22 protein-coding genes and 1 tRNA gene are annotated in these 24,087 nt (G+C 73.4%); 5 read left to right on the forward strand and 18 right to left on the reverse strand.

Going from position 1 to position 24,087, the window contains the following annotated elements:
* Positions 1–91: 91 nt before the first annotated feature.
* The 12 genes from NLU66_RS13250 to NLU66_RS13305 all read right to left on the reverse strand — a co-directional run bounded on the left by NLU66_RS13250 (position 92) and on the right by NLU66_RS13305 (position 13,993).
* Entirely contained in the window at positions 92–544 is a 453-nt protein-coding gene (locus tag NLU66_RS13250; RefSeq protein ID WP_259360116.1) for a MarR family winged helix-turn-helix transcriptional regulator, read from the reverse strand.
* Entirely contained in the window at positions 541–2,028 is a 1,488-nt protein-coding gene (locus tag NLU66_RS13255) for an NCS2 family permease (RefSeq protein WP_259360117.1), read from the reverse strand. Before NLU66_RS13255 ends, NLU66_RS13250 begins: the two co-directional genes overlap by 4 nt.
* A 120-nt stretch (positions 2,029–2,148) precedes the next feature.
* Positions 2,149–2,904, reverse strand: a complete 756-nt coding sequence (gene nagB / locus NLU66_RS13260) for a glucosamine-6-phosphate deaminase (protein WP_259360118.1) — start codon at positions 2,902–2,904, stop codon at positions 2,149–2,151.
* Positions 2,905–3,122: 218 nt separating this feature from the next.
* Positions 3,123–4,499, reverse strand: coding sequence for an NAD(P)/FAD-dependent oxidoreductase (locus NLU66_RS13265; RefSeq protein WP_137770999.1), 1,377 nt, complete (start codon positions 4,497–4,499; stop codon positions 3,123–3,125).
* 62 nt (positions 4,500–4,561) lie between these two features.
* Positions 4,562–5,521, reverse strand: a complete 960-nt coding sequence (locus NLU66_RS13270; RefSeq protein WP_259360119.1) for an exopolyphosphatase — start codon at positions 5,519–5,521, stop codon at positions 4,562–4,564.
* The gene (locus tag NLU66_RS13275) at positions 5,518–6,108 is read right to left on the reverse strand and encodes a DUF501 domain-containing protein (protein WP_416232159.1); all 591 of its coding nucleotides are present in this window, start codon (positions 6,106–6,108) and stop codon (positions 5,518–5,520) included. Before NLU66_RS13275 ends, NLU66_RS13270 begins: the two co-directional genes overlap by 4 nt.
* On the reverse strand, positions 6,105–6,815 hold the full coding sequence (locus NLU66_RS13280; RefSeq protein WP_259360120.1) for an FtsB family cell division protein: 711 nt from the start codon (positions 6,813–6,815) through the stop codon (positions 6,105–6,107). The genes NLU66_RS13275 and NLU66_RS13280 overlap by 4 nt, the downstream gene beginning before the upstream one ends.
* Positions 6,816–6,845: 30 nt before the next feature.
* Complete coding sequence (eno, locus tag NLU66_RS13285) at positions 6,846–8,138, reverse strand: phosphopyruvate hydratase (RefSeq protein WP_259360121.1); 1,293 nt, start codon at positions 8,136–8,138, stop codon at positions 6,846–6,848.
* Positions 8,139–8,204: 66 nt separating this feature from the next.
* Complete coding sequence (locus tag NLU66_RS13290) at positions 8,205–9,044, reverse strand: MazG nucleotide pyrophosphohydrolase domain-containing protein (RefSeq protein ID WP_259360122.1); 840 nt, start codon at positions 9,042–9,044, stop codon at positions 8,205–8,207.
* Positions 9,045–9,068: 24 nt separating this feature from the next.
* Positions 9,069–12,641: a transcription-repair coupling factor gene (gene mfd, locus NLU66_RS13295; RefSeq protein ID WP_259360124.1), complete on the reverse strand. Its 3,573-nt coding sequence runs from the start codon at positions 12,639–12,641 to the stop codon at positions 9,069–9,071.
* On the reverse strand, positions 12,638–13,252 hold the full coding sequence (gene pth / locus NLU66_RS13300) for an aminoacyl-tRNA hydrolase (protein ID WP_259360125.1): 615 nt from the start codon (positions 13,250–13,252) through the stop codon (positions 12,638–12,640). Before pth ends, mfd begins: the two co-directional genes overlap by 4 nt.
* A gap of 117 nt (positions 13,253–13,369) precedes the next feature.
* Complete coding sequence (locus NLU66_RS13305) at positions 13,370–13,993, reverse strand: 50S ribosomal protein L25/general stress protein Ctc (protein ID WP_259360126.1); 624 nt, start codon at positions 13,991–13,993, stop codon at positions 13,370–13,372.
* A gap of 320 nt (positions 13,994–14,313) precedes the next feature.
* Here NLU66_RS13305 and NLU66_RS13310 point away from each other — a divergent pair, with 320 nt between their 5' ends.
* Entirely contained in the window at positions 14,314–14,865 is a 552-nt protein-coding gene (locus NLU66_RS13310; RefSeq protein WP_259360127.1) for a hypothetical protein, read from the forward strand.
* A 103-nt stretch (positions 14,866–14,968) separates the two neighbouring features.
* Here NLU66_RS13310 and NLU66_RS13315 read toward each other — a convergent pair whose 3' ends face one another.
* The 3 genes from NLU66_RS13315 to NLU66_RS13325 all read right to left on the reverse strand — a co-directional run bounded on the left by NLU66_RS13315 (position 14,969) and on the right by NLU66_RS13325 (position 17,584).
* Positions 14,969–15,949 carry a ribose-phosphate diphosphokinase gene (locus NLU66_RS13315; RefSeq protein ID WP_259360128.1) on the reverse strand — a complete coding sequence of 327 codons (981 nt, stop codon included), beginning with the start codon at positions 15,947–15,949 and terminating at the stop codon, positions 14,969–14,971.
* The gene (gene glmU, locus NLU66_RS13320) at positions 15,946–17,454 is read right to left on the reverse strand and encodes a bifunctional UDP-N-acetylglucosamine diphosphorylase/glucosamine-1-phosphate N-acetyltransferase GlmU (RefSeq protein WP_259360129.1); all 1,509 of its coding nucleotides are present in this window, start codon (positions 17,452–17,454) and stop codon (positions 15,946–15,948) included. Before glmU ends, NLU66_RS13315 begins: the two co-directional genes overlap by 4 nt.
* Before the next feature lie 58 nt (positions 17,455–17,512).
* A tRNA-Gln gene (locus NLU66_RS13325) sits at positions 17,513–17,584 on the reverse strand.
* Positions 17,585–17,727: 143 nt separating this feature from the next.
* Between NLU66_RS13325 and NLU66_RS13330 the strand changes: the two genes are divergently transcribed.
* From NLU66_RS13330 to NLU66_RS13340, 3 genes are all read left to right on the forward strand, one after another.
* Entirely contained in the window at positions 17,728–18,375 is a 648-nt protein-coding gene (locus NLU66_RS13330) for a TetR/AcrR family transcriptional regulator (RefSeq protein WP_259360130.1), read from the forward strand.
* A 37-nt stretch (positions 18,376–18,412) separates the two neighbouring features.
* Positions 18,413–18,973, forward strand: coding sequence for a MarR family winged helix-turn-helix transcriptional regulator (locus NLU66_RS13335; RefSeq protein WP_259360131.1), 561 nt, complete (start codon positions 18,413–18,415; stop codon positions 18,971–18,973).
* 75 nt (positions 18,974–19,048) lie between these two features.
* Positions 19,049–20,857, forward strand: coding sequence for an ABC-F family ATP-binding cassette domain-containing protein (locus NLU66_RS13340; protein WP_259360132.1), 1,809 nt, complete (start codon positions 19,049–19,051; stop codon positions 20,855–20,857).
* Between the two features lie 37 nt (positions 20,858–20,894).
* Here NLU66_RS13340 and NLU66_RS13345 read toward each other — a convergent pair whose 3' ends face one another.
* The 3 genes from NLU66_RS13345 to NLU66_RS13355 are packed head-to-tail and all read right to left on the reverse strand — an operon-like array spanning position 20,895 to position 23,670.
* On the reverse strand, positions 20,895–21,836 hold the full coding sequence (locus NLU66_RS13345) for a 4-(cytidine 5'-diphospho)-2-C-methyl-D-erythritol kinase (protein WP_259360133.1): 942 nt from the start codon (positions 21,834–21,836) through the stop codon (positions 20,895–20,897).
* The gene (gene rsmA / locus NLU66_RS13350; RefSeq protein ID WP_259360134.1) at positions 21,833–22,717 is read right to left on the reverse strand and encodes a 16S rRNA (adenine(1518)-N(6)/adenine(1519)-N(6))-dimethyltransferase RsmA; all 885 of its coding nucleotides are present in this window, start codon (positions 22,715–22,717) and stop codon (positions 21,833–21,835) included. Before rsmA ends, NLU66_RS13345 begins: the two co-directional genes overlap by 4 nt.
* Complete coding sequence (locus NLU66_RS13355) at positions 22,714–23,670, reverse strand: TatD family hydrolase (RefSeq protein WP_259360135.1); 957 nt, start codon at positions 23,668–23,670, stop codon at positions 22,714–22,716. Before NLU66_RS13355 ends, rsmA begins: the two co-directional genes overlap by 4 nt.
* A gap of 243 nt (positions 23,671–23,913) precedes the next feature.
* Between NLU66_RS13355 and rpmF the strand changes: the two genes are divergently transcribed.
* Positions 23,914–24,084, forward strand: coding sequence for a 50S ribosomal protein L32 (rpmF, locus tag NLU66_RS13360; RefSeq protein WP_137771014.1), 171 nt, complete (start codon positions 23,914–23,916; stop codon positions 24,082–24,084).
* Positions 24,085–24,087 lie beyond the last annotated feature (3 nt).

The following is a 24,087-nucleotide window of genomic DNA, read 5'->3' on the forward strand; positions in this document are numbered from 1 at the left end:
CGCCCTCCCCGCACGACGAACGGCCGGCCCCCTGAGGGGCCGGCCGTTCGTGCATCCGGTGGCGGGACGGGTCCCGGGAGGAGGCTGCTCCTCAGCGGGGGCCGACGAGGGTGCGGCGCAGGATCGCGACCGCCTCGCCGAGCGTGCGCCGCTCCTCGTCGGTGATCTCCCCGATCCGGCCGCGCAGCCACTCGTCCCGCTCCTCGCGGCCGCGCCGGACGAGCTCCTCCCCGGTCGTCGTGAGCGAGACGAGGACCTGCCGGCCGTCCTGGGGATGGGCGGTGCGGGCCACCAGGCCGGCCTCCTCGAGCCGCGCGAGGATGCGTGTCATCACCGGCGGGGAGACGTGCTCGAAGCTCGCGAGCGCGCCGGGGGTGGACTCCCCCGAGCGCTCGAGGTAGGCGAGGACCGAGTACTGCGAGGCGGAGACCTCGTCCGAGGCCGTGTGCGAGCGCAGCACGCGGGAGGAGACCAGCAGCACGCGGCGCAGCTCCGCCGCGAGCTGCTCGTCGCCGACCTCCCCGGTCCCCGCCTCCGTGCTCACAGCAGCAGGCCCTCGATCGCGCCGCGCAGGAAGTACACGACGAACATCGCGGCGATGACGTACATGAGCCAGTGCACCTCGCGGACCTTGCCGCGGACGAGACGGATGATCACGTACATGACGAACCCGGCGCCCATGCCGACGGTGATCGAGTAGGCGAAAGGCATGAAGATGATCGTCAGGAAGGCCGGGATCGCGATCTCCGGGTCCGTGAAGTCGATCGAGGTCACGTTGGTCATCATGAGGAAGCCGACCATGACCAGCGCCGGGGTCGCCGCCTCGTAGGGCACGGCCGCGACGAGCGGGGACAGGAAGGTCGCGAGCAGGAACGCGAGACCCGTGACGATCGAGGCGAGGCCCGTGCGGGCGCCGTCGGCCACGCCGGAGGTGGACTCGACGAAGCTCGTGTTCGAGGAGACCCCGCCGACGCCGCCGCCGAGGGCCGCGAGGGAGTCGACGACGAGGATGCGCTGGGAATGGGGGATGTCGCCCTTCTCGTCGAGCAGGTCGCCCTCGCCGGCGACGGCGACCATGGTGCCCATCGTGTCGAAGAAGTCGGCGAGCAGCAGGGAGAAGACGATGACGGAGGCGCCGACGACGCCCGCCGCCTGGATCCCGCCCCACGGGTCGACCTGGAAGAGCGTCGCGAAGTCGGGCAGGGCGATCGGGGAGCCCTGGAGCGCCGGGACGTTCATGCTCCACCCCTCGGGGTTGGCCGCGCTGAGCGTGCCGTCGGAGTACGCCCCGATGCCGGTGACGGCCTCGATGATCGTCGCGAGCACGGTCGCCGTGACGATCGAGATGAGGATCGCGCCGGGCACCTTGCGCACCCACAGCACGAGCATGAGCACGAGGCCCACGACGAAGACGAGCGTGGGCCAGCCGGTGAGGGAGCCGTCGTTGCCCAGCTGCACCGGCGTGCCGGCGGCGTGGGTGATGAAGCGGGCGTTGTACAGGCCGATGAAGGCGATGAACAGTCCGATGCCCACGCTGATCGCGGTCTTCATGAAGGCCGGCACGGCGTCGAAGACGGCCTTGCGGAAACCGGTGAGCACGAGGACGAGCACCAGCACGCCCTCGATCGCGACGAGGCCCATCGCCCCGGCCCAGGTCATGCCCGGCAGGGAGACCACGGAGTAGGCGAGGTAGGCGTTCAGGCCCAGGCCCGCCGCGAGCGCGAGCGGGAACTTCGCCCAGGCGCCCATGAGGAGGGTCAGCACGCCGGCCACGAGAGCGGTGCCGGCCGCAACCGCCGCGAGGTTGGGCTCGGTGCCGCCGCCCAGGTAGTGCCCCGTCGAATCGGGCACGGTGCCGATGATGAGCGGGTTCAGCACCACGATGTAGCACATCGAGAAGAAGGTGACGAGGCCGCCGCGCACCTCGCGCGCGACGGTCGACCCGCGCTCGCTCAGGTGGAAGTAGCGGTCCAGGGGGGATCGGGTCGCGACGCTCGCTGCGCCGCCGGAGGAGGGATCAGCCTGCATGCGGGAATCGTATCGGCCGCGTCCTCCGCGCTCCCTCTCGGGATCGCCCGGGGCCCCGAACTGTGACCAGCCTCCGCCCGCGCCCGCGACGACGGCCGTCCCGGGGCGCAGGCCCGCCGATCAGCGGGCGGTGCGGTAGTCCTCGGCGAGCACGAGCCGGGACGCGGCCGCCTCGTCCACGACGACCGTCACGTGCGGGTGCAGCTGGAGCACGGTCGCCGGCCAGCGGGCGCTCACCGCGCCCTCGACGAGCTGGGCGATCGCGGCCGCCTTCTGCTCCCCGGTCGCGGTGAGCACGATCCGGCGCGCCTCACGGATGGTGCCGAGGCCCTGGCTGAGGGCATGGCGCGGGACGTCCTCGGCGCGGTCGAAGAAGCGCGCGTTCGCCTCGATGGTCGAGCGCGTGAGGGCGACGACGCGGGTGCGCGAGGCGAGCGAGCTGCCGGGCTCGTTGAAGGCGATGTGGCCGTTGACGCCGATCCCGAGGATCTGGAGGTCCACTCCCCCGGCGGCGGCGATCGCGGCGTCGTAGCGCACGGCCTCCTCGGCCGGGTCCGCCGCGGCGCCGTCCGGCGAGAGGACGGCGTCGCTCTCGAGGTCCACGTGGTCCACGAGCTGCTCGCGGATGAACCGGTGGTAGCTCTGCGGGTGGCCCGCGGGCAGGCCCACGTACTCGTCCAGGAGGAAGGCGCGGGCACCCGCGAAGGAGAGCCCCTCCTCCCGGTGGCGGCGGATCAGCTCCGCATAGGCGGCGACCGGCGAGGAGCCGGTCGCGAGGCCCAGCACCGGGGCGTCCTCGGCCCGGAGGACCTGCTCGAACTCGTCGGCCACGGCGCGCGCCCCGGCGGCCGCGTCCTGCGCGATGACGATCTCCATGGCCGTTCTCCCTCTCCCCACCCAGGATGACTGTTCATGCTCGGGTGCTGCATTCGCTGATCACATTCGGTCACAGCATAGCGTGTCACCTCGCCGTCGGCCGACGGAGGTGACCGACGGGACGCCGGCATGCGGAAGGGCCCCGGACACGAGGTCCGGGGCCCTTCACGAGCGGTGCCGACGAGGTCGGCGGGGTGGGCGGCGCTGCCGCCCGGCGGTCACTTCTTCTTGGGACCGGAGTTCGCGGCGAGCTCGAAGGCGGCGCGGGGATCGGCCGACTGCGGGATGCCGATGATGTCGCGGCGCGAGACCAGGTTCGAGGCCCAGCCCGCGAGCACGGCGGCCTTGCGACCCAGGGTCGGCATCGCGTACACGTGGTACGCACGGGCCATGGCCCACGCCGGGAGACCGCGCACGTCGATCTCCTTGTCGCCCAGCATGAGCCGGCCGACGCCCTTGTACATGCCCAGCGTCGCCATGACGCCGAGGTTCTTGTGGTAGTAGTCCACGAGCGGGCGGCCCTGGACGGAGCGCGCGACGTTGTCCGCGATCCGCTTGCCCTGACGCGTCGCGTGCTGGGCGTTGGGCGGGCAGAACTTGCCCTCGCCCGAGGCGAGATCCGGCACCGCGGCGCAGTCGCCCCCGGCGAAGACGTTGTCGATCGGGCCCTCGGCGCCGTTCACGCGGAGATCCGCGAGGGTGTCGAGCTTGCCCATGAGCGGCCCGCGCTCCGTGACGACGGGGAGGTCCGAGGACTCCTCGTCCATGAGGATCGGGTTGGGCTTGACGCCGGCGTTCCACACGAGGAGGTCGGTCTCGAACTCGTCGCCGTCGGACGTCTTGATGACGCCGTTCTCGGCGGAGTTCAGGAAGGTCTCGAGCTTGACCTCGATGCCGCGCTCGCGCAGCTGGTTCAGCACGTAGGCGCGCTGGTCCTCGGTGAGCTCGGGGAACACGAACGGCGCCGCGTCGATGAGCACGAAGCGGATGTCCGAGGCGTGCAGGTCGGGGTAGTAGCGCAGCGCGTCGCGGACCATGTCCTCGGCCTCGGTCACGGCCTCGCCGCCGGCGAACCCGCCGCCGATGTAGGTGAAGGTGAGCAGGCGCTTGCGGACCTTCGGGTCCTTCGTCGAGGCGGCCTCGGCGAGGTTCGCGAGGATCTTGTCGCGGACCGTGATGGCCTCCTCGACCTGCTTGAAGCCGATCGCGTTCTCGGCCAGGCCGGGGATCGGGAGGAGGCGCGGCACGGCGCCGAGGCCCACGACGAGGTAGTCGTAGGCGATCTCGAGCTGCGCGCCGTCCTCGGTCGTGACGACGACGGTGTTGTCCGCGCTGCGGATCGCCGAGACGCCGCCGGTGACGACCTTGGTGCCGGGGAGGATCTTGCGCAGGGGCGCGAGCACGTTGCGGGGATCGATGCTGCCCGCGCCGACCTCGGGGAGGAAGGGCGCGTAGGTCATGTAGGGGCGCGGGTCGACGATCGTGATCGCCACCTCCGTGCCGAGGGTCTTGCGCAGCTCGGACGCGGTCGTCAGACCGACGGATCCGCCGCCGAGGATCAGGACATGGGGCTTGCCGCCGAAGGTGGTGTTCATGTCGCCCAGCCTAGAACCGTCGGGCCCCGGTTCCAAAACGGGTGCACTCCTCGGACGTCTGCTCAGCGATCCCGGGCCTCGACGCGGTCCAGGACGTCGAGCGCGATCCCGTCGAGGATGTCGTGCTCGCTCGTCACCGTCGTCGTCACCGCGGAGACCCCGGCGACCCGTCGGAGGATCCGCGCCCAGATGAGCGCGCCGGCGCCGATGACGTCGATGCGACCGGGATGGATGATCCCGAGCTCGCCGCGCTCCTCGCGCGTCATGGCGAGCAGGCGCTCGCACACGGCGACCGCGTCCTCGATCGACCGCGTGGCCCCGTGGACCACGTCCGGCCGGTACTCGGTGAGCCCCTCGGCGACCGCCGTGACCGTCGTGACGGTGCCGGCCGTGCCCACGAGGGACGTCGCCTCCTGCAGCGGCAGGCGCTCCGCGGCCGTGTCGAGCAGCGCGTCGACGTCCGCGGCCGCGGCCGCGATCTCCTCCGCCATGGGCGGGTCCGAGCGCAGGTGGCGCTCCGTGAGCCGCACGGAGCCGATGTCCAGGCTGATCCGCGCCTCCGGCTCCTCGGTGCCGAGGACGAGCTCCGTGGACCCGCCGCCGATGTCGACGACGACGCGCGGACCGGCGGGGAGCTGCGGCAGCGTGCTCACGGCGCCGCGGAAGGACAGCGCCGCCTCCTCCTCGCCGCTGATCACCTCGACCTGGACGCCGAGGATCTCGCGGATGCCGTCGATGAACACGTCGCGGTTCGCGGCGTCGCGGGTCGCCGAGGTCGCCACGAAGCGCAGCTCCCGGGCCCCGTGCTGCGCGATGAGCGCGGCATAGCCGCGGGCCGCCTCGAGCGTGCGCTCCACGGCCGCGGGGTCGAAGCGACCGGTGCGGTCCACGCCGTACCCCAGGCGGACCATCTCCAGGCGGCGCTCGAGGTCCACCATGGCGCCGGTGGACGGGTCGCGCCGCGCGATGAGCAGGCGGATCGAGTTGGTGCCGCAGTCGATCGCGGCGACGGGGGCGCTCATGCGGGGGTCCCCTGAGCACCGGCGGCGTCGGAGGCGTCCTCCTCGGAGGCGCAGCGGCAGACCAGCTCCGGGGTCACCCCGGGGATCCCCGCGAGGACCTCGTCCGCGACAGGATTCACCCCGGGCCCCTCGGCGAGGGCCTGGCCCGCGAGCGCGTGCAGGCACTTCACGCGGGTGGGCATGCCGCCCGCGCTCACGCTCGCGACCTCCTCGGCGCGGCCGAGCTCGTCGCGGCGCGCGATGTAGCGCTCATGGGCGCGGGCGTAGCCGGCGGCGAGCTCGGCGTCCTCGCCGAGCCGCTCGGTGAGCTCGGCCATGCGCCCGGTCGCCTCGATCCGCGAGATGTCCAGGGTCAGCCACGGGAGCGTGAGGTACAGCGAGGTGGGGAACGGCGTGCCGTCCTCGAGACGGGGCCGGGTGCGGACCACCGCGGGACGGCCGCAGCCGCAGCGCCGGGCGATCGAGACGACGCCACGCATGTCGCGGCCGAGCTGCTCGCGCATCGCGGCGAGGTCCTCGGCGGTCGCGGGCGACTCGAAGGGGAGCGGCGGCAGGGCCGCGGCGTCGGGGGCGGGGGCGGTGGTCACGGGGTGGCGTCCTCGGTGCTGCTGGGGGTCGGGGTGTCGGCGGGATCGGTGGTCTCGGCGTCCTCCGGGGAGTCCGATCCGGTCTCGTCGGGGATGTCCTCCGCGGTCAGGCGGCTCGCGCCCTCGAGGCTGTCCCAGAGGGTCGAGAACCACTCACCGCTCGCGGAGGCCTCGACGGCCTGCTCGTCCTCGGTGAGGGGGACGTCCCGGCCGGAGGTGTCGGTGAGGCGGTACTGGGTCTCCCCCGGCATCGCGAACAGGAGCCGCTCACGGGCCTGGGCGGCGACGAAGGCCGGGTCCTGCCAGCGGTCGACCTCGGACTGCAGCTCGTCGACCTCGTCCTGCTGCTGCGAGACCTGGTCGTGCAGGGCCGCGAGCTGCTGGCGCTGCGCGACGTAGGAGTTGATCGTCGGCACGAGCGCGGCGAGGGCGACCACGACGAGGGTCACCAGCACGAGCGTGCGACGGGTGATGGTGATGCCCGGACCGTCCTCCGCCGCGGCGGAGGAGGAGGTGGTGCGGGGTCGGGAGGCCGCGGCGGGGCCGCGATGGCGGTCGCTGGTGGTCCCCGCGGAGGAGGAGCGGCCCGACGCCCGGGAGCCCCGGGCGGACGGGCCGGCGCCGGGCGCGCCGCCGGCGCGTCGGCCCCCGGACGCAGGGACCGGGCGCCTCGCTGATCGCGGGGCGCCCGGTCGCTTCGAGGTCATGCCCGAAGGCTACCGCCTCGACCTGAGGGTTCAGCCCTTCGCGGGCGTGAAACGCGGGAAGGCGGCGGCACCGGCGTAGGTGCCCGCCTCGTCCAGCTCCTCCTCGATGCGGAGCAGCTGGTTGTACTTGTTGACGCGCTCGCCGCGGGCGGGCGCACCGGACTTGATCTGGCCGCAGTTGGTGGCGACGGCGAGGTCCGCGATCGTCGTGTCCTCGGTCTCGCCGGAGCGGTGGGACATCATCGCCTTGAAGCCCGCGCGGTGCGCGAGCTCGACGGCGTCGAAGGTCTCCGTGAGCGAGCCGATCTGGTTGACCTTCACGAGGAGGGCGTTGGCGGCGCGCTCGTCGATGCCGCGGCCCAGGCGCTCCGGGTTGGTGACGAAGAGGTCGTCGCCCACGAGCTGGACCGTGTCGCCGAGCTGGGCGGTGATGGTCTTCCAGCCCTCCCAGTCCTCCTCGTCCAGCGGGTCCTCGATCGAGACCAGCGGGTAGGAGGCGACGAGCTCGGCGTAGTACGCGGCCATCTCCTCGGAGGACTTCTTCGCGCCCTCGAAGGTGTAGGCGCCGTCGGAGAAGAACTCCGAGGCGGCGACGTCGAGCGCGAGCGCGACGTCCTTGCCCGGCACGAAGCCGGCCTTCTCGATGGCCTCGACGATGAGGTCGAGCGCCGCACGGTTGGACTCGAGGTTCGGCGCGAAGCCGCCCTCGTCGCCCAGGCCCGTGGACAGGCCGCGCTCCTTGAGCACGGACTTCAGCTGGTGGTAGACCTCGGCGCCGGTGCGCAGGGCCTCGCTGTAGGTCTCCGCGCCGATCGGCGCGATCATGAACTCCTGGATGTCGACGTTGGAGTCCGCGTGGGACCCGCCGTTGAGGATGTTCATCATCGGGACGGGCAGGACGTGGGCGTTCGGGCCGCCCAGGTACTGGTAGAGCGGGACGCCAGCGGAGTCCGCGGCGGCCTTCGCGACGGCGAGCGAGACGCCGAGGATCGCGTTGGCGCCGATCTTGCCCTTGTTGGCGGTGCCGTCGAGCTCGAGCATCGCCTGGTCGATCGCGCGCTGCTCCTGCACGTCGAAGCCGACGACGGCCGGGCCGAGCTCGTCGATGACGGCCGCGACGGCCTGCTCGACGCCCTTGCCCAGGTATCGGCCCTTGTCGCCGTCACGACGCTCGACGGCCTCGAAGGCGCCGGTCGAGGCGCCGGAGGGGACCTCGGCGCGGGCGAAGGTGCCGTCGTCGAGGAGGACCTCCACCTCGACGGTGGGGTTGCCGCGGGAGTCCAGGATCTCGCGGGCGTGGACGGCATCGATCAGAGCTGCCATGTGCTGTTCCTTCCATCGGATGAAGTTCCGTCATGGCCGGTCGACGCTGACCCACCGCCGGACAGTCTAGGCGGTCCCGTCCGCGAGCGCCCCGCGTGCCCGGGCGACCCGCGCATCGGCGCGGGCGAGCAGCGAGCGCAGCGCCGTCTCCGGGTCGGTGTCCCGCTCCTCCGCGGCGACGACGAGGTCGAGCAGGGCCCGCGCGAGCTCGTCGTCCTCGGCCTCGGTCCCGGAGCCGCCGGGACCATGCACCCCTGCCGCCACCTCGGCATCCGCGGCGGCGAGCAGCGCGTCGAGGGCCCCGGCGGAGCGGGCGCGGTGCACCATCTTGGCGCCGCGCTGGAGGGCCGGGAGCGCGGCCGGGATCCCCTCGGACCAGGCGCGCCGGGGGTCGGGGCCGTCCGCGCTCCCCGAGGCGGCGGCCTTCTCCTGCGCCTTCACCGCATGCCACTGCGCGATGATCGCCTCGACGTCCGCCGGGTCCTCGAGCGCGGCGTCCCGCCGCGGGCCGAACACGTGGGGGTTGCGGCGCTCCATCTTCGCGACGAAGGAGCGGGCCACGTCGTCGACGTCCCAGGCGGGCTCCTCCTCCTGCCCGATCCGGGCGTGGAAGAGGATCTGGAAGAGCAGGTCGCCGAGCTCGTCGCGCAGCGCCCCCGGGCCGTGCGCCGCGGGGTCGTCGATCACCTCGAGCACCTCGTGGGTCTCCTCGAGCAGGTAGCGCGCGAGCGAGGCATGGGTCTGCGTGTGGGACCAGGCGTCGCCGTCCGGGGCGCGCAGCGCCTCCATGACCTCCACCGCCCGCAGCAGGGCCTCCCCTCTCCGAGCACCGTCCCGCGGGACGACGGCCCCGGCGGGGGCCTCGGGGGTCGGTGCGGCCAGGGTCCGGTCTCGGTGCTCGCTCACGTCCCCGAGGCTACCCGCGGCGGATCACTCGCCGTCGGACCGCGAGATCTGCTCGGCGGCGGCCGGCACGAGGGTGCGCATGACCTCGCGCGCCCAGTCCAGCAGCGCATGGTCGCGCAGCTCGGTGCCGCCGAAGCGCGCGGTCGTCGGCCGCGGCACGAGCACCTGCCGCACGGCCGGCTTGAGCATCGTCCCGGGGAACAGCCGCTTCATGCGCATCGCGACCGAGTCCGCGGGCTCGACGTGCGCGAAGCGGATCATCTTGCCCTGGGCCTGCACCTCGTCGATGCCGGCCGCGCGGGCGTCGATCCGGAACCTCGCGACGTCCAGGAGCAGGGACACCGGCTCCGGCAGCGGGCCGTAGCGGTCCACGAGCTCCGCCGCGACCTGCTCGATCTCGGCGACCTCGCGCACGGCCGAGAGCTTCGAGTAGGCCTCGAGCCGCAGCCGCTCCGAGGGGATGTAGTCGTGCGGGAGGTGCGCGTCCACGGGGAGCTCGACGCGGATCTCCTTCTCCGGCGCGGTCGACTCGCCGCGGAAGGCCGCGACGGCCTCCCCCACCATCCGCACGTAGAGGTCGAAGCCCACCCCGGCGATGTGGCCGGACTGCTCGCCGCCCAGCAGGTTGCCCGCGCCGCGGATCTCGAGGTCCTTCATCGCGACCCGCATGCCCGCGCCGAGGTCGGTGTTCGTCGCGAGGGTCGTGAGCCGGTCGTGGGCCGTCTCGGTGAGCGGCTTCGTGGCGTTGTAGAGGAAGTAGGCGTAGGCGCGCTCGCTCGAGCGGCCCACGCGGCCCCGCAGCTGGTGCAGCTGCGAGAGGCCGAAGCGGTCCGCGTTCTCCACGATGAGCGTGTTCGCGTTCGCGATGTCCAGGCCCGTCTCCACGATCGTGGTGCAGACGAGGACGTCGAACTCCCGCTCCCAGAAGTCGAGGATGACCCGCTCGAGCTGGTGCTCGTTCATCTTGCCGTGGGCGACCTGGACCCGGGCGTCGGGGACCAGCTCGCGCAGGTGCGCGGCGACGCGGTCGATGTCCTCGACCCGGTTGTGCACGTAGAACACCTGGCCCTCGCGCAGCAGCTCGCGCCGGATCGCGGCGGTGACCTGCTTGTCCTCCTGGGCGCCGACGTAGGTGAGCACCGGGTGGCGCTCCTCCGGCGGCGTCGCGAGGGTCGACATCTCGCGGATGCCCGTGACGGCCATCTCGAGCGTGCGCGGGATCGGTGTGGCCGACATGGCGAGCACGTCGACGTCGGTCCGCAGCGCCTTGAGCGTCTCCTTGTGCTCGACGCCGAAGCGCTGCTCCTCGTCGATGATGAGCAGCCCGAGGTCCTTGAAGCGCACCTGCCCGGTGAGCAGGCGATGGGTGCCGATGACGACGTCGACGGAGCCGTCGAGCAGACCGTCGATCGTCGCCTGCGAGTCCGCCGCGGACTGGAAGCGGCTGAGGCCCTTCACGGTCACGGGGAAGCCCGTGTACCGCTCGGTGAAGGTGTCGAGGTGCTGCTGGGCGAGCAGGGTCGTGGGCGCGAGCACGGCGACCTGCTTGCCGTCCTGCACGGCCTTGAAGGCCGCGCGCACGGCGATCTCCGTCTTCCCGTAGCCGACGTCGCCGAGGATGAGCCGGTCCATCGGCACCGACTTCTCCATGTCCCCCTTGACGTCGTCGAGGGCGGAGAGCTGGTCCGGGGTCTCGATGAACTCGAAGGCGTCCTCGAGCTCCCGCTGCCAGGGCGTGTCCGGGGCGAAGGCGTGGCCGGGCGCGGACTGCCGCGCCGAGTACAGGCGCACGAGCTCGTCCGCGATCTCCCGGATCGCCTTGCGGGCGCGGGACTTCGTCTTGGCCCAGTCCGCGCCGCCCATGCGGTTGACGCTCGGCTCCTCCCCGCCGACGTACTTCGTGACCTGGTCGAGCTGGTCGCTCGGGACGTAGAGGCGGTCGCCGGGCTGGCCCTTCTTCGAGGCCGAGTACTCGATGACGAGGTACTCGCGGGTCGTGGCCTTCGCCCCGGCGCCCACGGTGCGGCTCGTCATCTCGACGAACCGGCCCACGCCGTGATGGGAGTGCACGACGAAGTCGCCGGGCCGCAGCTGCAGCGGGTCCACCACGTTGCGGCGGCGCGAGGGCATGCGCCGCTCCTCGCCGCGGCGGGCGCCGGACTTGCCCGTGAGGTCGCGCTCGGAGGCGAGCAGGACCTTCGCGTCCTCGTCGACGAGCCCCTCGGGGAACGGGCCGACGGTGACCACGGCCTCGCCCTCGGCGACCGGGCCCTCGAGGTGGTCCGCGTAGACGGCGGGGAGGCCCTCCGCGCGCAGGTTCTCGCTCGCGTGGCGGGCGGAGCCCTGGCCGGCGAGCGTCGCGATGATGCGCCAGCCGTCCTGGCGGCGGCGCTCGAGGTCCTGGGCGGCGTCCCCGGGCTTCCCCGAGTAGCCGGGGTGCGTGGCCGCGGTCGTGGCCGTGAGGTCGACGTCCGTCTCGAGCCCGAAGGCGGCGAGCGTGAACCAGGGCCGGCCGCCCGCACGGGCGTGGCCCTTCGCCTCGGAGAGCGGGACGAAGCTCGCGGCGCCCACGTCGATCGGCAGCCCGCCGCCGGCGGCGGCGCTCGACCAGGCCGCCGCGAGGAACTCGTCCGTCGTCGCGACGAGCTCCGCGGCACGGGCGCGGATCTTCTCGGGGTCCATGAGCAGGAAGCGCGCGCCGGCGGGGAGGACATCCGCCACCTGCTGCATCTCCTCGACGAGCACGGCGCTGAGGGACTCCATGCCGTCCACGGCGATGCCCGCGGCGATGCGCTGGAGCATCTCGGCGACGCCGGGGAGGTCCTCCGCCATCACCCGGGCGCGCTCGCGCACGGCCGGGGTCAGCAGGATCTCCCGGCAGGGCGGGGCGTCGAGGCCGTGCGGGGCCGGGTCCAGGGAGCGCTGGTCGGCGACGGAGAAGTAGCGGACGTCCTCCACCTCGTCGCCGAAGAGGTCCACGCGCACCGGGTGCGGCTCGGTGGGCGGGAAGACGTCGAGGATGCCGCCGCGCACGGCGAACTCCCCCCGCTTCTCCACCATGTCCACGCGCGCATAGGCGGCGTCGACGAGGTCCTGCTCGAGGTCCTCGAGGGCATAGGTGTCCCCCACCGCGGCGCGGACCGGCCGGAGGTCGCCGAGGCCCGCGGCGATCGGCTGGAGCAGCGAGCGCACGGGCATGAGCAGCACGTGCACGGGACGCTCGGTCTCGGGGTGCGCGATCCGCCGCAGCGTCGCGAGACGCCGGGCGACGGTGTCCGCGCGCGGGGAGAGCCGCTCATGGGGAAGGGTCTCCCAGGCGGGGAGCTCGGCGAGGTGCTCGGTGCCCACGAGGGCGCCGAGCGCAGAGCGGAGGTCCTCGGCGGCGCGCGTCGTCGGGGTGACGACGACGAGCGGGCTCTCGGCGCTGGAGGCGCGCGCGAGGTCCGCGACCGCGAAGGGGAACAGCCCGGTCGCCGCGACCATGTCGCCGCCGCTGCCGTCGGCCGTCCCGGAGGCGACGAGCTCGCGGATCGCGGTGAGGTCGCGCCCGTCGGCGATCAGGTCGAGCAGCGGGGCGAGCGGGGCGGTGGGGGTCATCGGGCCTCCGGGGAGTGGAATCGCTGCTGGGCGGCGGTGAGGCCCTGCAGCACGAGCGCCTCGACAGCGTCCGCCGCGTCGGAGACGAGCAGGTCCAGGCTCTTCCGCTCCGTCGAGCTGAACGGGGAGAGCACGAAGTCCGCGGTGTCCTTGCTGCCCGGGGGCCGGCCCACGCCGACCCGCACGCGCAGGTAGTCCTTCGTCCCGAGGGCCTTGGTGATGTCGCGCAGACCGTTGTGGCCGCCCTCGCCGCCGCCGCGCTTGAGGCGCACGGAGTCGAAGGGGATGTCGACCTCGTCGTGGACCACGATGACGCGCTCGGGCGGCACGTCGTAGTAGCTCGCGAGCGCCTTGACGGGACCGCCCGAGGTGTTCATGTAGGTGGAGGGCTTCGCGAGCACGACCCGCTCGTCCGCACCGGGGAGGCCCAGCCTGCCCTCGACGACGACGGCCTGGGCACGGCGGGCGGCGGAGAACCGCGACCTCGTCGCGGCCGCGATGTGGTCCAGCACCATCTGGCCCACGTTGTGGCGGGTCGCGGCGTAGCGGTCCCCGGGGTTGCCGAGGCCGATCACCAGATACGTGCCCGCGCTGCGGTCGGACGTGCTCACGTGCTCCTCCTGAACATGACGAGAGGGGCCTCCGGCATACCGGGGCCCCGGGAGAAACCTACCGGGGCGCCGCGCTGCTGCGCGACGCCCCGGCGGGTCGGTGTGATCCGAGGATCGTCACTCCTGCTCGGAGGACTCCTCCTCGGCAGCCTCGGAGTCGGTGCCCTCGGCGCCCTCGGCGTCCTCGGCCTCCGGCTCCTCCTGGACGCGCGGGATCTGGATCGCGACGACGAGCAGCTCGGCGTCGGTGACCAGCTCGGCGCCGGCGGGGAGGGTGACGTCGCCGGCGAAGACCTGGTCGCCGTCGACCTTCTCGTCGACGGAGATCTCGACGTGCTCGGGCACGTGGAGGGCGTCGACGGAGAGGGTGAGGGCCTGGAGGTCCACGACCGAGATCGCCGGGGCGACGGGCTCGCCGGTGACGGTCACGGGGATGTCGACCTCGACCTTCTCGCCGCGCTTGACGATGATGAGGTCGAGGTGGGTGAGGGTCCGGTGCAGCGGGTGGCGCTGGATCTCCTTGATGAGCGCCAGGTGCGAGGTGCCGTCGGCCAGCTGGAGGTCCAGCAGGGCGTTGGAGTTGCGGGCGGCCAGCGCGGTCTCGTGGCCCGGGAGCACCAGGTGCAGGGGGGCCTCGCCGTGGCCGTAGAGGACGGCGGGGATCTTGTGCTCGGCGCGGATGCGGCGGGCGGCGCCCTTGCCGAACTCGTCGCGCAGCTCGACGTTCAGGGTCTCAGCCATGGGGGTTCTCCTCGTGATCGGGGGTCGTGCATCGCGGGGCGAGGACACGACGGACCCGATCCGGCGCCGAGCGCCGGAGGGACCGCACCGCGTCGATCACGGGACGCCCGGGGCGTCCCCTCGCCGAAGTGACCTCGAGAAGATAGCACGCACCGGCGCCCGGTCCGCACGGGAGGTGACGACGATCGCTGCTCGGGTGCCCGGCGCACGCGCTCCGGGCAGGGACGCTGGTCCCGTCCTGCGACCTGCAGGGCTCCCTAGTCTCGATCACGTCAGCGACAGCCGACGGAGCGAGCCTCCGTCCCGACACCGGGAAGATCATGACCACCGCCGTCCCCTCCTCCTCCGCCGCCACCTCCGCCCGCGGCACCGCCGCCCCCGCCCGCGCGGGTCTCACGCTGCTCGGCGTGGTCCGCATCCTGCTGGGCCTCACCTTCCTGTGGGCATTCCTCGACAAGACCGTCGGCCTCGGCTTCGCGACGCCCGCGGACCGCGCCTGGATCCGCGGCGGCTCCCCGACCGCCGGCTTCCTCGGCGGGGCGATCGAGGCGGGCAACCCGTTCGCGGGCCTGTGGCGGTTCTGGCTGTCCCTGAACCCCGTCACCGACGTGCTGTTCATGGCGGGCCTGCTCGGGATCGGGATGGCGCTCGTGCTCGGGATCGGCATGCGCATCGCCGCCGTCTCCGGCGCCGCGATGTACGCGCTCATGTACCTCGCCTCGTTCCCGCTCACCACGAACCCGGTGATCGACGAGCACCTCGTGCACGGCGTGCTCGTCGTCGCGCTCGCCGCCGTCGGCGCGGGCGACCACCTGGGCCTCGGCGCCGCGTGGCGCCGGCTCGTCGGCGACCGCGCGGCCTGGCTGATCTGAGCCGCGCTCCTGCCGGGCCGGGCACGGCCCGGACGACGGAAGGGCCCGCATCCCCGGTCTGGGATGCGGGCCCTTGCGCGCGACGGCTGTCCCGGGCGGGGCCTCAGACCTCGCCGTCGAAGAGGCTCGTCACCGAGCCGTCGTCGAAGACCGCGCGGATCGCCCGGGCGATGAGCGGCGCGATCGAGAGCTGCGTGAGCTCCTCGAACTGCTTCTCCTCGGGGATCGGGAGGGTGTTGGTGCAGACCACCTCGCGCACACCGGAGTCGCGCAGGCGCTGCGCGGCCGGATCGGAGAGGATCGGGTGCGTGGTCGCGATGACGACCGAGGAGGCGCCGTTCTTCGTGAGCGCCTCGACGGCCTGCACGATCGTGCCGGCGGTGTCGATCATGTCGTCCACGAGGATGCAGGTCTTGCCGGAGATGTCGCCGATCACGCGCTTCGCGACCGCCTGGTTGGGCCGCTTCGGGTCCCGGGACTTGTGGATGAACGCGAGGTTCACGCCGCCCAGGCGCTTGGCCCACTGCTCCGCGACGCGGATGCGCCCGGCGTCCGGGGAGACGACGGCGATGTCCTCGGAGCCGTACTTCCGGCTCACGTAGTCCGCGAGGATCGGGAGCGCCATGAGGTGGTCCACCGGCCGGCTGAAGTAGCCCTGCACCTGCGGGGCGTGGAGGTCCACGGACATCATGCGGTCGATGCCGGCGGTCTCGTAGAGATCCGCCATGAGGCGGGCGGAGATCGGCTCGCGGCCGCGGTGCTTCTTGTCCTGGCGCGCGTAGGGGAAGCTCGGGGAGATCGCGGTGATGCGCTTGGCGGAGGCCCGCTTGAGCGCGTCGATCATGATCAGGTGCTCCATCACCCAGGTGTTGATGGGCGCCGGGTGGGACTGCAGGACGAAGGCGTCGCTGCCGCGCACGGACTCGCCGTAGCGCACGTAGATCTCGCCGTTGGCGAAGTCCCAGGCGTCCATCGGGAGGACCTCGACGCCGAGCTCCTGGGAGACCTCCTGCGCGAGGACCGGGTGGGCCCTGCCGGAGGCGAGCACGAGCCGCTTCTCCCCCGTGGTGACGATTCCGCTCATCGCTGCCCCTGCTCCTTGCTGTCGTCGCTGTGGCCCTCGGCCGTTCCGGACGCGGCGTCGGCGGCGGAGGGATCCGTCCCGTCGAGGGCGGCACGAGCCGCGGCCTCGGCCTCGGTCCCCGCACGGCGTCGCAGGGTCCATCCTTCCACGTTCCGCTGCGAGCCCGCGTTCACGGCGAGCGCCCCCGGCGGCACGTCCTTGCGCACCGTGGTGCCGGCGCCGGTCGCGGCGCCGTCGCCGATGGTGACGGGGGCCACGAGCACGCTGTCCGAGCCGACCCGGACGTGGCGGCCGACGGTGGTGCGGTGCTTCTCGACGCCGTCGTAGTTCGCGAAGATCGTCGCGGCGCCGATGTTGGTGCCCTCGCCGATCTCCGCGTCCCCGACGTAGCTGAGGTGCGGGACCTTCGCGCCCTCGCCGATCCGCGCGTTCTTCGTCTCGACGAAGCCGCCGATCTTTCCCTTCGCGCCGAGCGAGGTGCCCGCGCGCAGGTAGGAGAACGGGCCGACGGTCGCGCCCGGGCCGATCTCCGCGAGCACCGCGTGGGAGCGCAGCACGCTCGCCCCGGCGCCGACCTCGGTGTCCCGCAGGGTCGTGTCCGGGCCGATCTCGGCGTCCTCGCCGATGTCCGTCGCTCCGTGGAGCTGGACGCCGGGGCGGATGATCGCGTCCTGGCCGATGGTGACGTCGGCGTCGATCCAGGTTGTGGCCGGGTCCACGATCGTCACACCGGCCCGCATGTGGCGCTCGAGGATGCGGCGGTTCATCTCCGCGCCGAGCTGCGCGAGCTGCACGCGGTCGTTGACGCCCTCGACCATCATGAGATCGGAGGTGACGAGCGCGCGCACCGAGCCGCCGTCCTCGCGGGCGATCGCGAGGACGTCCGTGAGGTACATCTCGCCCTGGGCGTTGTCCGTCGTGATGCGGCCCAGCGCGTCGCGGAGCACGGCGAGATCGAAGGCGTAGATGCCGGAGTTGATCTCGTCGATCCCCCGCTGCTCCTCCGTGGCGTCCTTGTGCTCGACGATCCCGAGCACCTCGGCGCCGTCCTGGCTGCGGAGGATGCGGCCGTAGCCGGTGGGGTCGGGGACCTTCGCGGTGAGCACGGTGACCGCGGCGCCGGCCTGCTCGTGGGCGGCGACGAGCTCGCGCAGCGTGCCGGGCTCGAGGAGCGGGACGTCACCGTAGGTGACGAGCACGGTCCCGGTCGCGGCGGCGACCTTCTCAAGGCCGCACTGCACGGCGCGGCCGGTGCCGGGGACCTCGTCCTGGTCGGCGACGGTGACCTCGGGGGCGTGGTCGGCGAGGTGGGCGGCGACGCGGTCGCGCTCGTGGCGGAGCACGACGACGAGCTCACCGGGCCCGGTGCCCTCGGCGGCGGTCACGGCGTGGACCAGGAGCGAGCGGCCCCCGATCTCGTGCAGGACCTTGGGGGTCCGGGACCGCATGCGGGTTCCGGCCCCGGCGGCCAGGACCACCACGGCGGCGGGTGCGGGGTTTTCCACGGGGGCTGCTCCTCGGGATCGACGACATCTCCATCCCCGGACGGGGAGGCGGAGGGCGTTCCGCCATCAGGATTCGAACCTGAAACATCAGAACCAAAATCTGAGGTGTTGCCGATTACACCATGGCGGAAGGACGCGCACCGGACGGTCCGCGGGCGGGCTGCAGGGGACTCCCTGCGGGGCCGACGGCGACCGGCGCGAGGCCGCACCGATCCTATCCGCCGCGGATCCCGACCGCCGCCGGGAGCGCGCGGCCTGTGCCAGACTCGCCCCATGGCGAACGACCAGGCCCCGCGCCCGCGCTCCGTCCGGATGACCGGCCGGGAGCGTCGCGAGCAGCTCGTGGCCGTGGGTCGCCGCCTCTTCGCGGAGAAGGGGTACGACGCCGCGAGCGTCGAGGAGATCGCCGCCCGCGCGAAGGTCTCCAAGCCCGTCGTCTATGAGCACTTCGGCGGCAAGGAGGGCCTGTACGCCGTCATCGTGGACCGCGAGGTGGGAGCCCTGCTCGCGGCCCTCGAGCGGTCCCTCCAGGACCAGCGCTCGCACCCGCGGGTGCTCATGGAGCGCGCGGCGCTCGCCTTCCTCTCCTACATCGACGACAACGAGGACGGCTTCCGCATGCTCGTGCGGGACTCCCCCGTGAGCCAGAGCGGCGGCACCTTCTCCTCGCTGCTGAGCGACGTCGCCCGCCGCGTCGAGGGGATCCTGGCCGCCCAGCTCAAGCTGCGCGGCTATCCCACGAAGGACGCCCCGGTGTACGCGCAGATGCTCGTGGGCATGGTCGCGTACACGGGCCAGTGGTGGCTGGAGACGCACAAGCCCTCCAAGGAGGTCCTGGCCGCGCGGCTCGTGAACCTCTCCTGGTTCGGGCTCGCGGCGATGGAGAAGAAGCCCGTGCTCCGTGGCGGCGCCGACGCCTGATCGGTCCCGGCACGGGTCGCCCTCTAGACTCACGCCCATGTCCTCCGCCTCCACCGAGCACTCCGAGACGCCCGGAGCGGCCGCGCCGACCGCCCCGACCGACGAGGTGGAGCGGATCGTGCGCGGGTGGGCGAGCGCCCGACCGGATCTCGACACCCGACCGCTCGAGGTGTACTCGCGCATCTCGCGCCTCGCCCGTCATCTCGAGAGCGCGCGCCGCGAGGCGTTCGCCGGGGCCGGGCTCGAGGGCTGGGAGTTCGACATGCTCTCCGCCCTGCGCCGCAGCGGGGACGACGCGCTCTCCGCGGGGGCGCTCATGCAGCAGACCCTCGTGACCTCCGGCACCATGACCGCCCGGCTCGACAAGCTCGTCGCCAAGGGCCTCGTCACCCGGGCCCGCTCGCCCCGTGACGGGCGCGCGGTCGAGGTGCGGCTGCATCCTGAGGGCGCCGCGCGCGTCGACGCCGCGATGGAGAGCCTGCTCGCGGCGGAGCGGGAGCTCCTGGCCCCGCTCGGTGACGGCGAGGAGGACCTGCTGATCCGTCTGCTGCGCGAGCTGCTGCTCACCTTCGAGGCGGACGCCCGCCCCGGGGACTGACCTCCCCGGCCCCGCGGCTCCGCTCGTCACCACCCCGTCATCACCCCGTCACTTCGTCCCTGAGGACCCTCCTGCATGGCCCACCTGCTCGGCACCCAGTCGCTCCACCTCGCCCTCCCCGACCGCGTCCTGCTGGACGACGTGACCCTCGGCATCGACGAGGGCGACCGCATCGGCGTCGTGGGCCGCAACGGCGACGGCAAGTCCACCCTGCTGCGCCTGCTCTCGCGCGAGCGCACCCCCGATTCCGGTCGCGTCACCGTGCGCGGCGGGGTGCGCGTCGGCGTGCTCGACCAGCAGGACGACGCCGCACCCGGGGTGAGCGTCCGCGACCGCGTCGTGGGCGACCGTCCCGAGCACGAGTGGGCCTCGGACCCGCGGATCCGGGACGTGCTGGCGGGGCTCCTCGGCGGCATCGACCTGGACCTGCAGCTCACCGCCCTCTCCGGCGGCCAGCTGCGGCGCGTCCACCTCGCCGAGCTGCTCGTGGGCGACTGGGACGTGCTGCTGCTGGACGAGCCCACCAACCACCTCGACGTCGAGGGCATCGCCTGGCTCGCCGAGCACCTGCGCCGGCGCTGGTCCGTGCGCGACGGCGGGCTCGTGGTCATCACCCACGACCGCTGGTTCCTCGACGCCGTGTGCACCCGCATGTGGGAGGTGCACGACGGCGTCGTCGACCCCTTCGAGGGCGGCTACGCGGCGTACGTGCTCCAGCGCGTCGAGCGCGACCGGCAGGCGGCGGCGATCGAGTCCAAGCGCCAGAACCTCATGCGCAAGGAGCTCGCCTGGCTGCGCCGCGGCGCCCCCGCGCGCACCTCGAAGCCGAAGTTCCGCATCGACGCGGCGAACGAGCTCATCGCCGGGGAGCCGCCCGTGCGCGACACCGTCGAGCTCACGCAGCTCGCGACCTCCCGGCTGGGCCGGGACGTCATCGACGTGCTCGACGTGACCGCCGGCTACGACGGCACGCCGGTGATCGAGGACGTGACGCTGCACATCGGCCCGGCGGACAGGATCGGGATCCTCGGCCCCAACGGCGCCGGGAAGTCCACGCTGCTGGGCCTCGTGCGCGGCACCGTGACCCCGATGAGCGGGCGGGTGAAGCGCGGGAAGACCGTCACGGTGCGCCAGGTGTCCCAGCGGCTCGAAGGGCTCGCGGACCTCGGCGAGGAGCGCATCAGCGACGTCGTCGGCCGCTACCGCACGACCTTCCGTGCCGGGAAGGACGAGGTCTCCCCCGGCCAGCTGCTCGAGCGACTCGGTTTCACCACAGCCCATCAGAAGGTGCAGGTCAAGGCCCTCTCCGGAGGGCAGCAGCGACGGCTGGACCTGCTGCTGACCCTGCTCGAGGAGCCCAACGTGCTCGTGCTCGACGAGCCTACCAACGACATGGACACCGACATGCTCGCGGCGATGGAGGACCTGCTGGACACCTGGCCGGGCCCGCTGCTCGTCGTCTCGCACGACCGCTACCTGCTCGAGCGCGTCACCGATCAGCAGTACGCCGTGCTCGACGGGCACGTGCGCCACCTCCCCGGCGGCGTGGAGCAGTACCTCTCCCTGCGCGAGCAGCAGGAGCGGGCGGCCGACGTGGCGCCCGACGCACCGGCCGCCTCCGGGAGCCCCGACCCCGCCGGGGCCCCGGCCTCCCCCGTCCTCAGCGGCAAGGAGCAGCGGGACGCCCAGAAGGAGCTCTCCGCGCTCGAGCGGCGGATGGGGAAGCTCGCCGCGCAGCGGGAGGCGCTCGTGGCGCGGATGGCCGAGCACGACCAGTCCGACTACACCGGGCTCGCCGCGCTCACCGCGGAGATGACCGCGCTGCAGGACGAGAACGACCGCGCGGAGGAGCGCTGGCTCGAGCTCTCGGAGCAGCTGGGCTGATCCCTCCGGCCGGGGCGGGCCCCTCCCCCGGCCGCGGTCAGTCCTGCTCGAGCACCCGGGCGCCGGGCGCGCCGCCGCGGGCGAGGAGGCACTGCTCGACGGCGCCCGCCCTGCGCACGCGCTCCGCGATCGCGCGGGCCTGCGCCTCGTCCCGGGCGAGGGCGGCGAGCGTCGGCCCCGAGCCGGAGACCAGGGCGCCCGGGGCGCCCGCGTCCCGCAGCGCGGCGAGGACCGGGGCGAGACCCGGGTGCAGGCTCAGCGCCGCCTCCTGCAGGTCGTTGGAGAGGGTCGCGGCGAGCAGCGTCGTGTCCCCCGCCGCGAGCGCGTCGAGCTGGCGGGCATCGACCTCGGGGCGCGCGGGCAGGGTGCGTCCCGAGGCGTCGGCGATCTCGTCGGCGCGCCGGTACACCGCCGGGGTGGAGAGGTGACCGCCGGGGACGGCGAGCACCCACCGGGGATCGCCGCCCGTCCGCAGCGGGGTGAGGTCCCCGCCCGTCCCGCGGCCCAGGGCGGTGCCGCCGAGGAGGGCGAAGGGGACGTCCGCCCCGAGCTCCCCGGCGAGCTCCGTGAGAGCGGCGGCACCGAGGTCCAGCCCCCACAGCGCGTCGAGGGCGACGAGCGCCGCGGCGGCGTCGGCCGAGCCCCCGCCCATGCCGCCGGCGACCGGGACGCGCTTGTCGACGTGCAGCGCCGCGCCGCGCCGGGTGCCCGTGCGCTCGCGCAGCAGGGTCGCCGCGCGCAGGGCGAGGTTGGTGCCGTCCAGCGGGACGTCCCCGGGGACGTCCGAGTCGACGGCCAGGGTGAGCTCCTCGCCGTCGACCGCGCGGGCGGTCACCGTCTCCAGAAGGTCCACGGCGTGGAACACCGTCGCGAGCTCGTGGTAGCCGCGGCCGTCGACGGCCCCCACGGCGAGGGAGAGGTTGATCTTGCCGGGGGCCTGCACGACCACGCGGCGCGGCAGGGCCGCCGGGACCGTCATCGGTCGACCACCGCATCGGCGCGGGCGATCGCGCGGAAGCCGTCCACGTCGAGCGTCTCACCGCGGGCGCCGGGGTCGATCCCGGCCTCCCGCAGCACGGCCTCGGCCCGGGCAGGGCTGCCCGCCCAGGTGCCGAGCGCCGCGCGGAGCGTCTTGCGGCGCTGGGCGAAGGCGGCGTCGACGACGGCGAAGACGGCGATCCGCTCCGCGTCGTCGCCCAGCGGCACCTCGTGCCGGACCAGCCGCACGAGCGCGGAGTCGACGTTGGGGACGGGCCAGAAGATCTGCCGGGAGATGCGGCCCGCGAGCTCCGCCCGCCCGTACCAGGCGGCCTTCACGCTGGGCGCCCCGTAGATGCGGGACCCGGGGCCGGCGGAGAGCCGCTCGACGACCTCGGTCTGCACCATCACGAGGGCCGTGCGCAGGGAGGCGAAGCGCTCGAGCGCGGTGAGCAGGATCGGGGTCGCGACGTTGTAGGGCAGGTTCGCGACGAGCGCCGTGGGCACGCCCGCCCGCGGCAGCACGGGCAGCTCGGTGACCTGCAGCGCGTCGGCGTGGAGCAGCCGGAAGCGCTCCTCGTCGATGCCCCGGGCGGCGAGCGTCGCGGGCAGCAGCTCCGCGAGCCCGCGGTCCAGCTCGATCGCGGCGACATCGGCCCCCGCCTCGAACAGGCCCAGGGTCAGCGAGCCGAGCCCCGGCCCCACCTCGAGCACCGCCTGCCCGGGTTCGAGACCCGCGCGCTCGACGATCGTGCGGACGGTGTTCGGGTCCATGACGAAGTTCTGACCGCGCTGCTTCGAGGGCCGGATGCCGGCCGCCGCGGCCAGCTCCCGGATGTCGCGGGCGCTGAGCAGGGGCCCCGGGCCCTCCGCCGCGCTCATGCCGCCGCCCCGATCGGGCCGTAGACCTGCCGGGTGGTCGCGCTCACCGCGGTGCAGGCCTCCTCGAGGGTCGCCCCGGTCACCTCGGCGATCGTCGCCATGGTGAGCGGGATCAGGTAGGAGGAGTTGGGGCGGCCCCGATAGGGCACGGGGGTGAGGAAGGGGGCGTCGGTCTCGACCATCACCTGGCCGAGGCCCACCTCCGCGAGCGCCTCCCGCAGGCCGGTCGAGTTCTTGAAGGTGACGGTGCCGGCGAAGGAGAGGAGGTAGCCGCGGTCGGCGCAGGCGCGGGCGAACGCCGCGTCCCCGGAGAAGCAGTGCAGGACCGTGCGCTCGGGGGCGCCGTCCGCGTCGAGCACGTCGAGCACGTCCTGGTGGGCGTCGCGGTCGTGGATCTGCATCGGGAGATCCAGCTCCTTGGCCATCGCGATGTGCGCGCGGAAGGAGTCGATCTGGGCCCGGCGCGCCGCGTCGTCGTCCCGGGAGGTGCGGAACCAGTCGAGCCCGGTCTCCCCCACGACGACCATGCCGGGACCGCGCAGGAGGTCCGCGGTCTCCGCGAGCGCCTCGTCGAGGGAGGACAGGGCGCGCCCCTCGTGGTCGTGGCCGCGCGCGTGCAGCGGTGCCTCGTTCGGGTGCACGGCGACGCCGCCGCGCAGGGACGGCGGGCAGTGCGGGGAGGCGAGCAGCTCCGCGGTCCAGCGGGCGGCGAGCATGTCCGAGCCGATGGTGATCTGCCCCTCGATGCCGGCCTCGCGGGCGAGTCGCACGTGCTCGTGGACGTCGCGCTGCTCGTCGCCGTCGGAGAAGTCGAGGTGGCAGTGGTTGTCGACCACGGGCACGGGCAGCGGCGCGGGGGCCGGGGGCCAGGAGCGGTCGCGGGACCTGCCGCGGGGGTCGATGTCCTCGCGGGCGCGCACGGGAGCGGGCAGGGGGTTCTCGGCTGGCGGCATGCGCTCATCGTAGGATCTCCGGGGCGCGCGCCCCGCCGGTCCGGTCCGACCTGCGGCATACGCGACCAGGTGGGCCACCTCACCTCCTGCGAGGGGGCGCCGACCTCGGCGCTGTGGCACAATGATTCCTCGTTGCGTGTCCTCACCGGCACCCGAGCGCCCCTCTCGTGATACGGGTCCGGGTCGCTGCTCGGGGCGGACACCTTCGCTCGTTCATCCTCCGGACCGTCAAGGAGCGTTCCCATGGCAGTGCCCAAGTTCAAGATGTCCCGGGCTCGCACCCGGTCCCGCCGCTCGCAGTGGAAGGCGAACAACGCCGACCTCGTGCAGGTCACCGTCCGCGGCCGCAGCGCCGCCGTGCCGCGTCGTCTGGCCAAGGCCTACCAGCGCGGTCTGCTCTCGATCGACGACTGATCG

The sequence above is a fragment of the Brachybacterium sp. NBEC-018 genome (assembly GCF_024860185.1).
GTDB lineage: Bacteria > Actinomycetota > Actinomycetes > Actinomycetales > Dermabacteraceae > Brachybacterium > Brachybacterium rhamnosum.

Coding starts and splice junctions, on each gene's coding strand:
- NLU66_RS13310 (WP_259360127.1), top strand. CDS start 14,314: ATGACCACCGCCGTCCCCTCCTCCTCCGCCGCCACCTCCGCCCGCGGC.
- NLU66_RS13305 (WP_259360126.1), bottom strand. CDS start 13,993: ATGGCTGAGACCCTGAACGTCGAGCTGCGCGACGAGTTCGGCAAGGGC.
- NLU66_RS13255 (WP_259360117.1), bottom strand. CDS start 2,028: ATGCAGGCTGATCCCTCCTCCGGCGGCGCAGCGAGCGTCGCGACCCGA.
- NLU66_RS13265 (WP_137770999.1), bottom strand. CDS start 4,499: ATGAACACCACCTTCGGCGGCAAGCCCCATGTCCTGATCCTCGGCGGC.
- NLU66_RS13345 (WP_259360133.1), bottom strand. CDS start 21,836: ATGACGGTCCCGGCGGCCCTGCCGCGCCGCGTGGTCGTGCAGGCCCCC.
- rpmF (WP_137771014.1), top strand. CDS start 23,914: ATGGCAGTGCCCAAGTTCAAGATGTCCCGGGCTCGCACCCGGTCCCGC.
- mfd (WP_259360124.1), bottom strand. CDS start 12,641: ATGACCCCCACCGCCCCGCTCGCCCCGCTGCTCGACCTGATCGCCGAC.
- NLU66_RS13335 (WP_259360131.1), top strand. CDS start 18,413: ATGTCCTCCGCCTCCACCGAGCACTCCGAGACGCCCGGAGCGGCCGCG.
- NLU66_RS13315 (WP_259360128.1), bottom strand. CDS start 15,949: ATGAGCGGAATCGTCACCACGGGGGAGAAGCGGCTCGTGCTCGCCTCC.
- NLU66_RS13340 (WP_259360132.1), top strand. CDS start 19,049: ATGGCCCACCTGCTCGGCACCCAGTCGCTCCACCTCGCCCTCCCCGAC.
- rsmA (WP_259360134.1), bottom strand. CDS start 22,717: ATGAGCGCGGCGGAGGGCCCGGGGCCCCTGCTCAGCGCCCGCGACATC.
- NLU66_RS13355 (WP_259360135.1), bottom strand. CDS start 23,670: ATGCCGCCAGCCGAGAACCCCCTGCCCGCTCCCGTGCGCGCCCGCGAG.
- NLU66_RS13330 (WP_259360130.1), top strand. CDS start 17,728: ATGGCGAACGACCAGGCCCCGCGCCCGCGCTCCGTCCGGATGACCGGC.
- nagB (WP_259360118.1), bottom strand. CDS start 2,904: ATGGAGATCGTCATCGCGCAGGACGCGGCCGCCGGGGCGCGCGCCGTG.
- NLU66_RS13280 (WP_259360120.1), bottom strand. CDS start 6,815: ATGACCTCGAAGCGACCGGGCGCCCCGCGATCAGCGAGGCGCCCGGTC.
- eno (WP_259360121.1), bottom strand. CDS start 8,138: ATGGCAGCTCTGATCGATGCCGTCCACGCCCGCGAGATCCTGGACTCC.
- NLU66_RS13270 (WP_259360119.1), bottom strand. CDS start 5,521: ATGAGCGCCCCCGTCGCCGCGATCGACTGCGGCACCAACTCGATCCGC.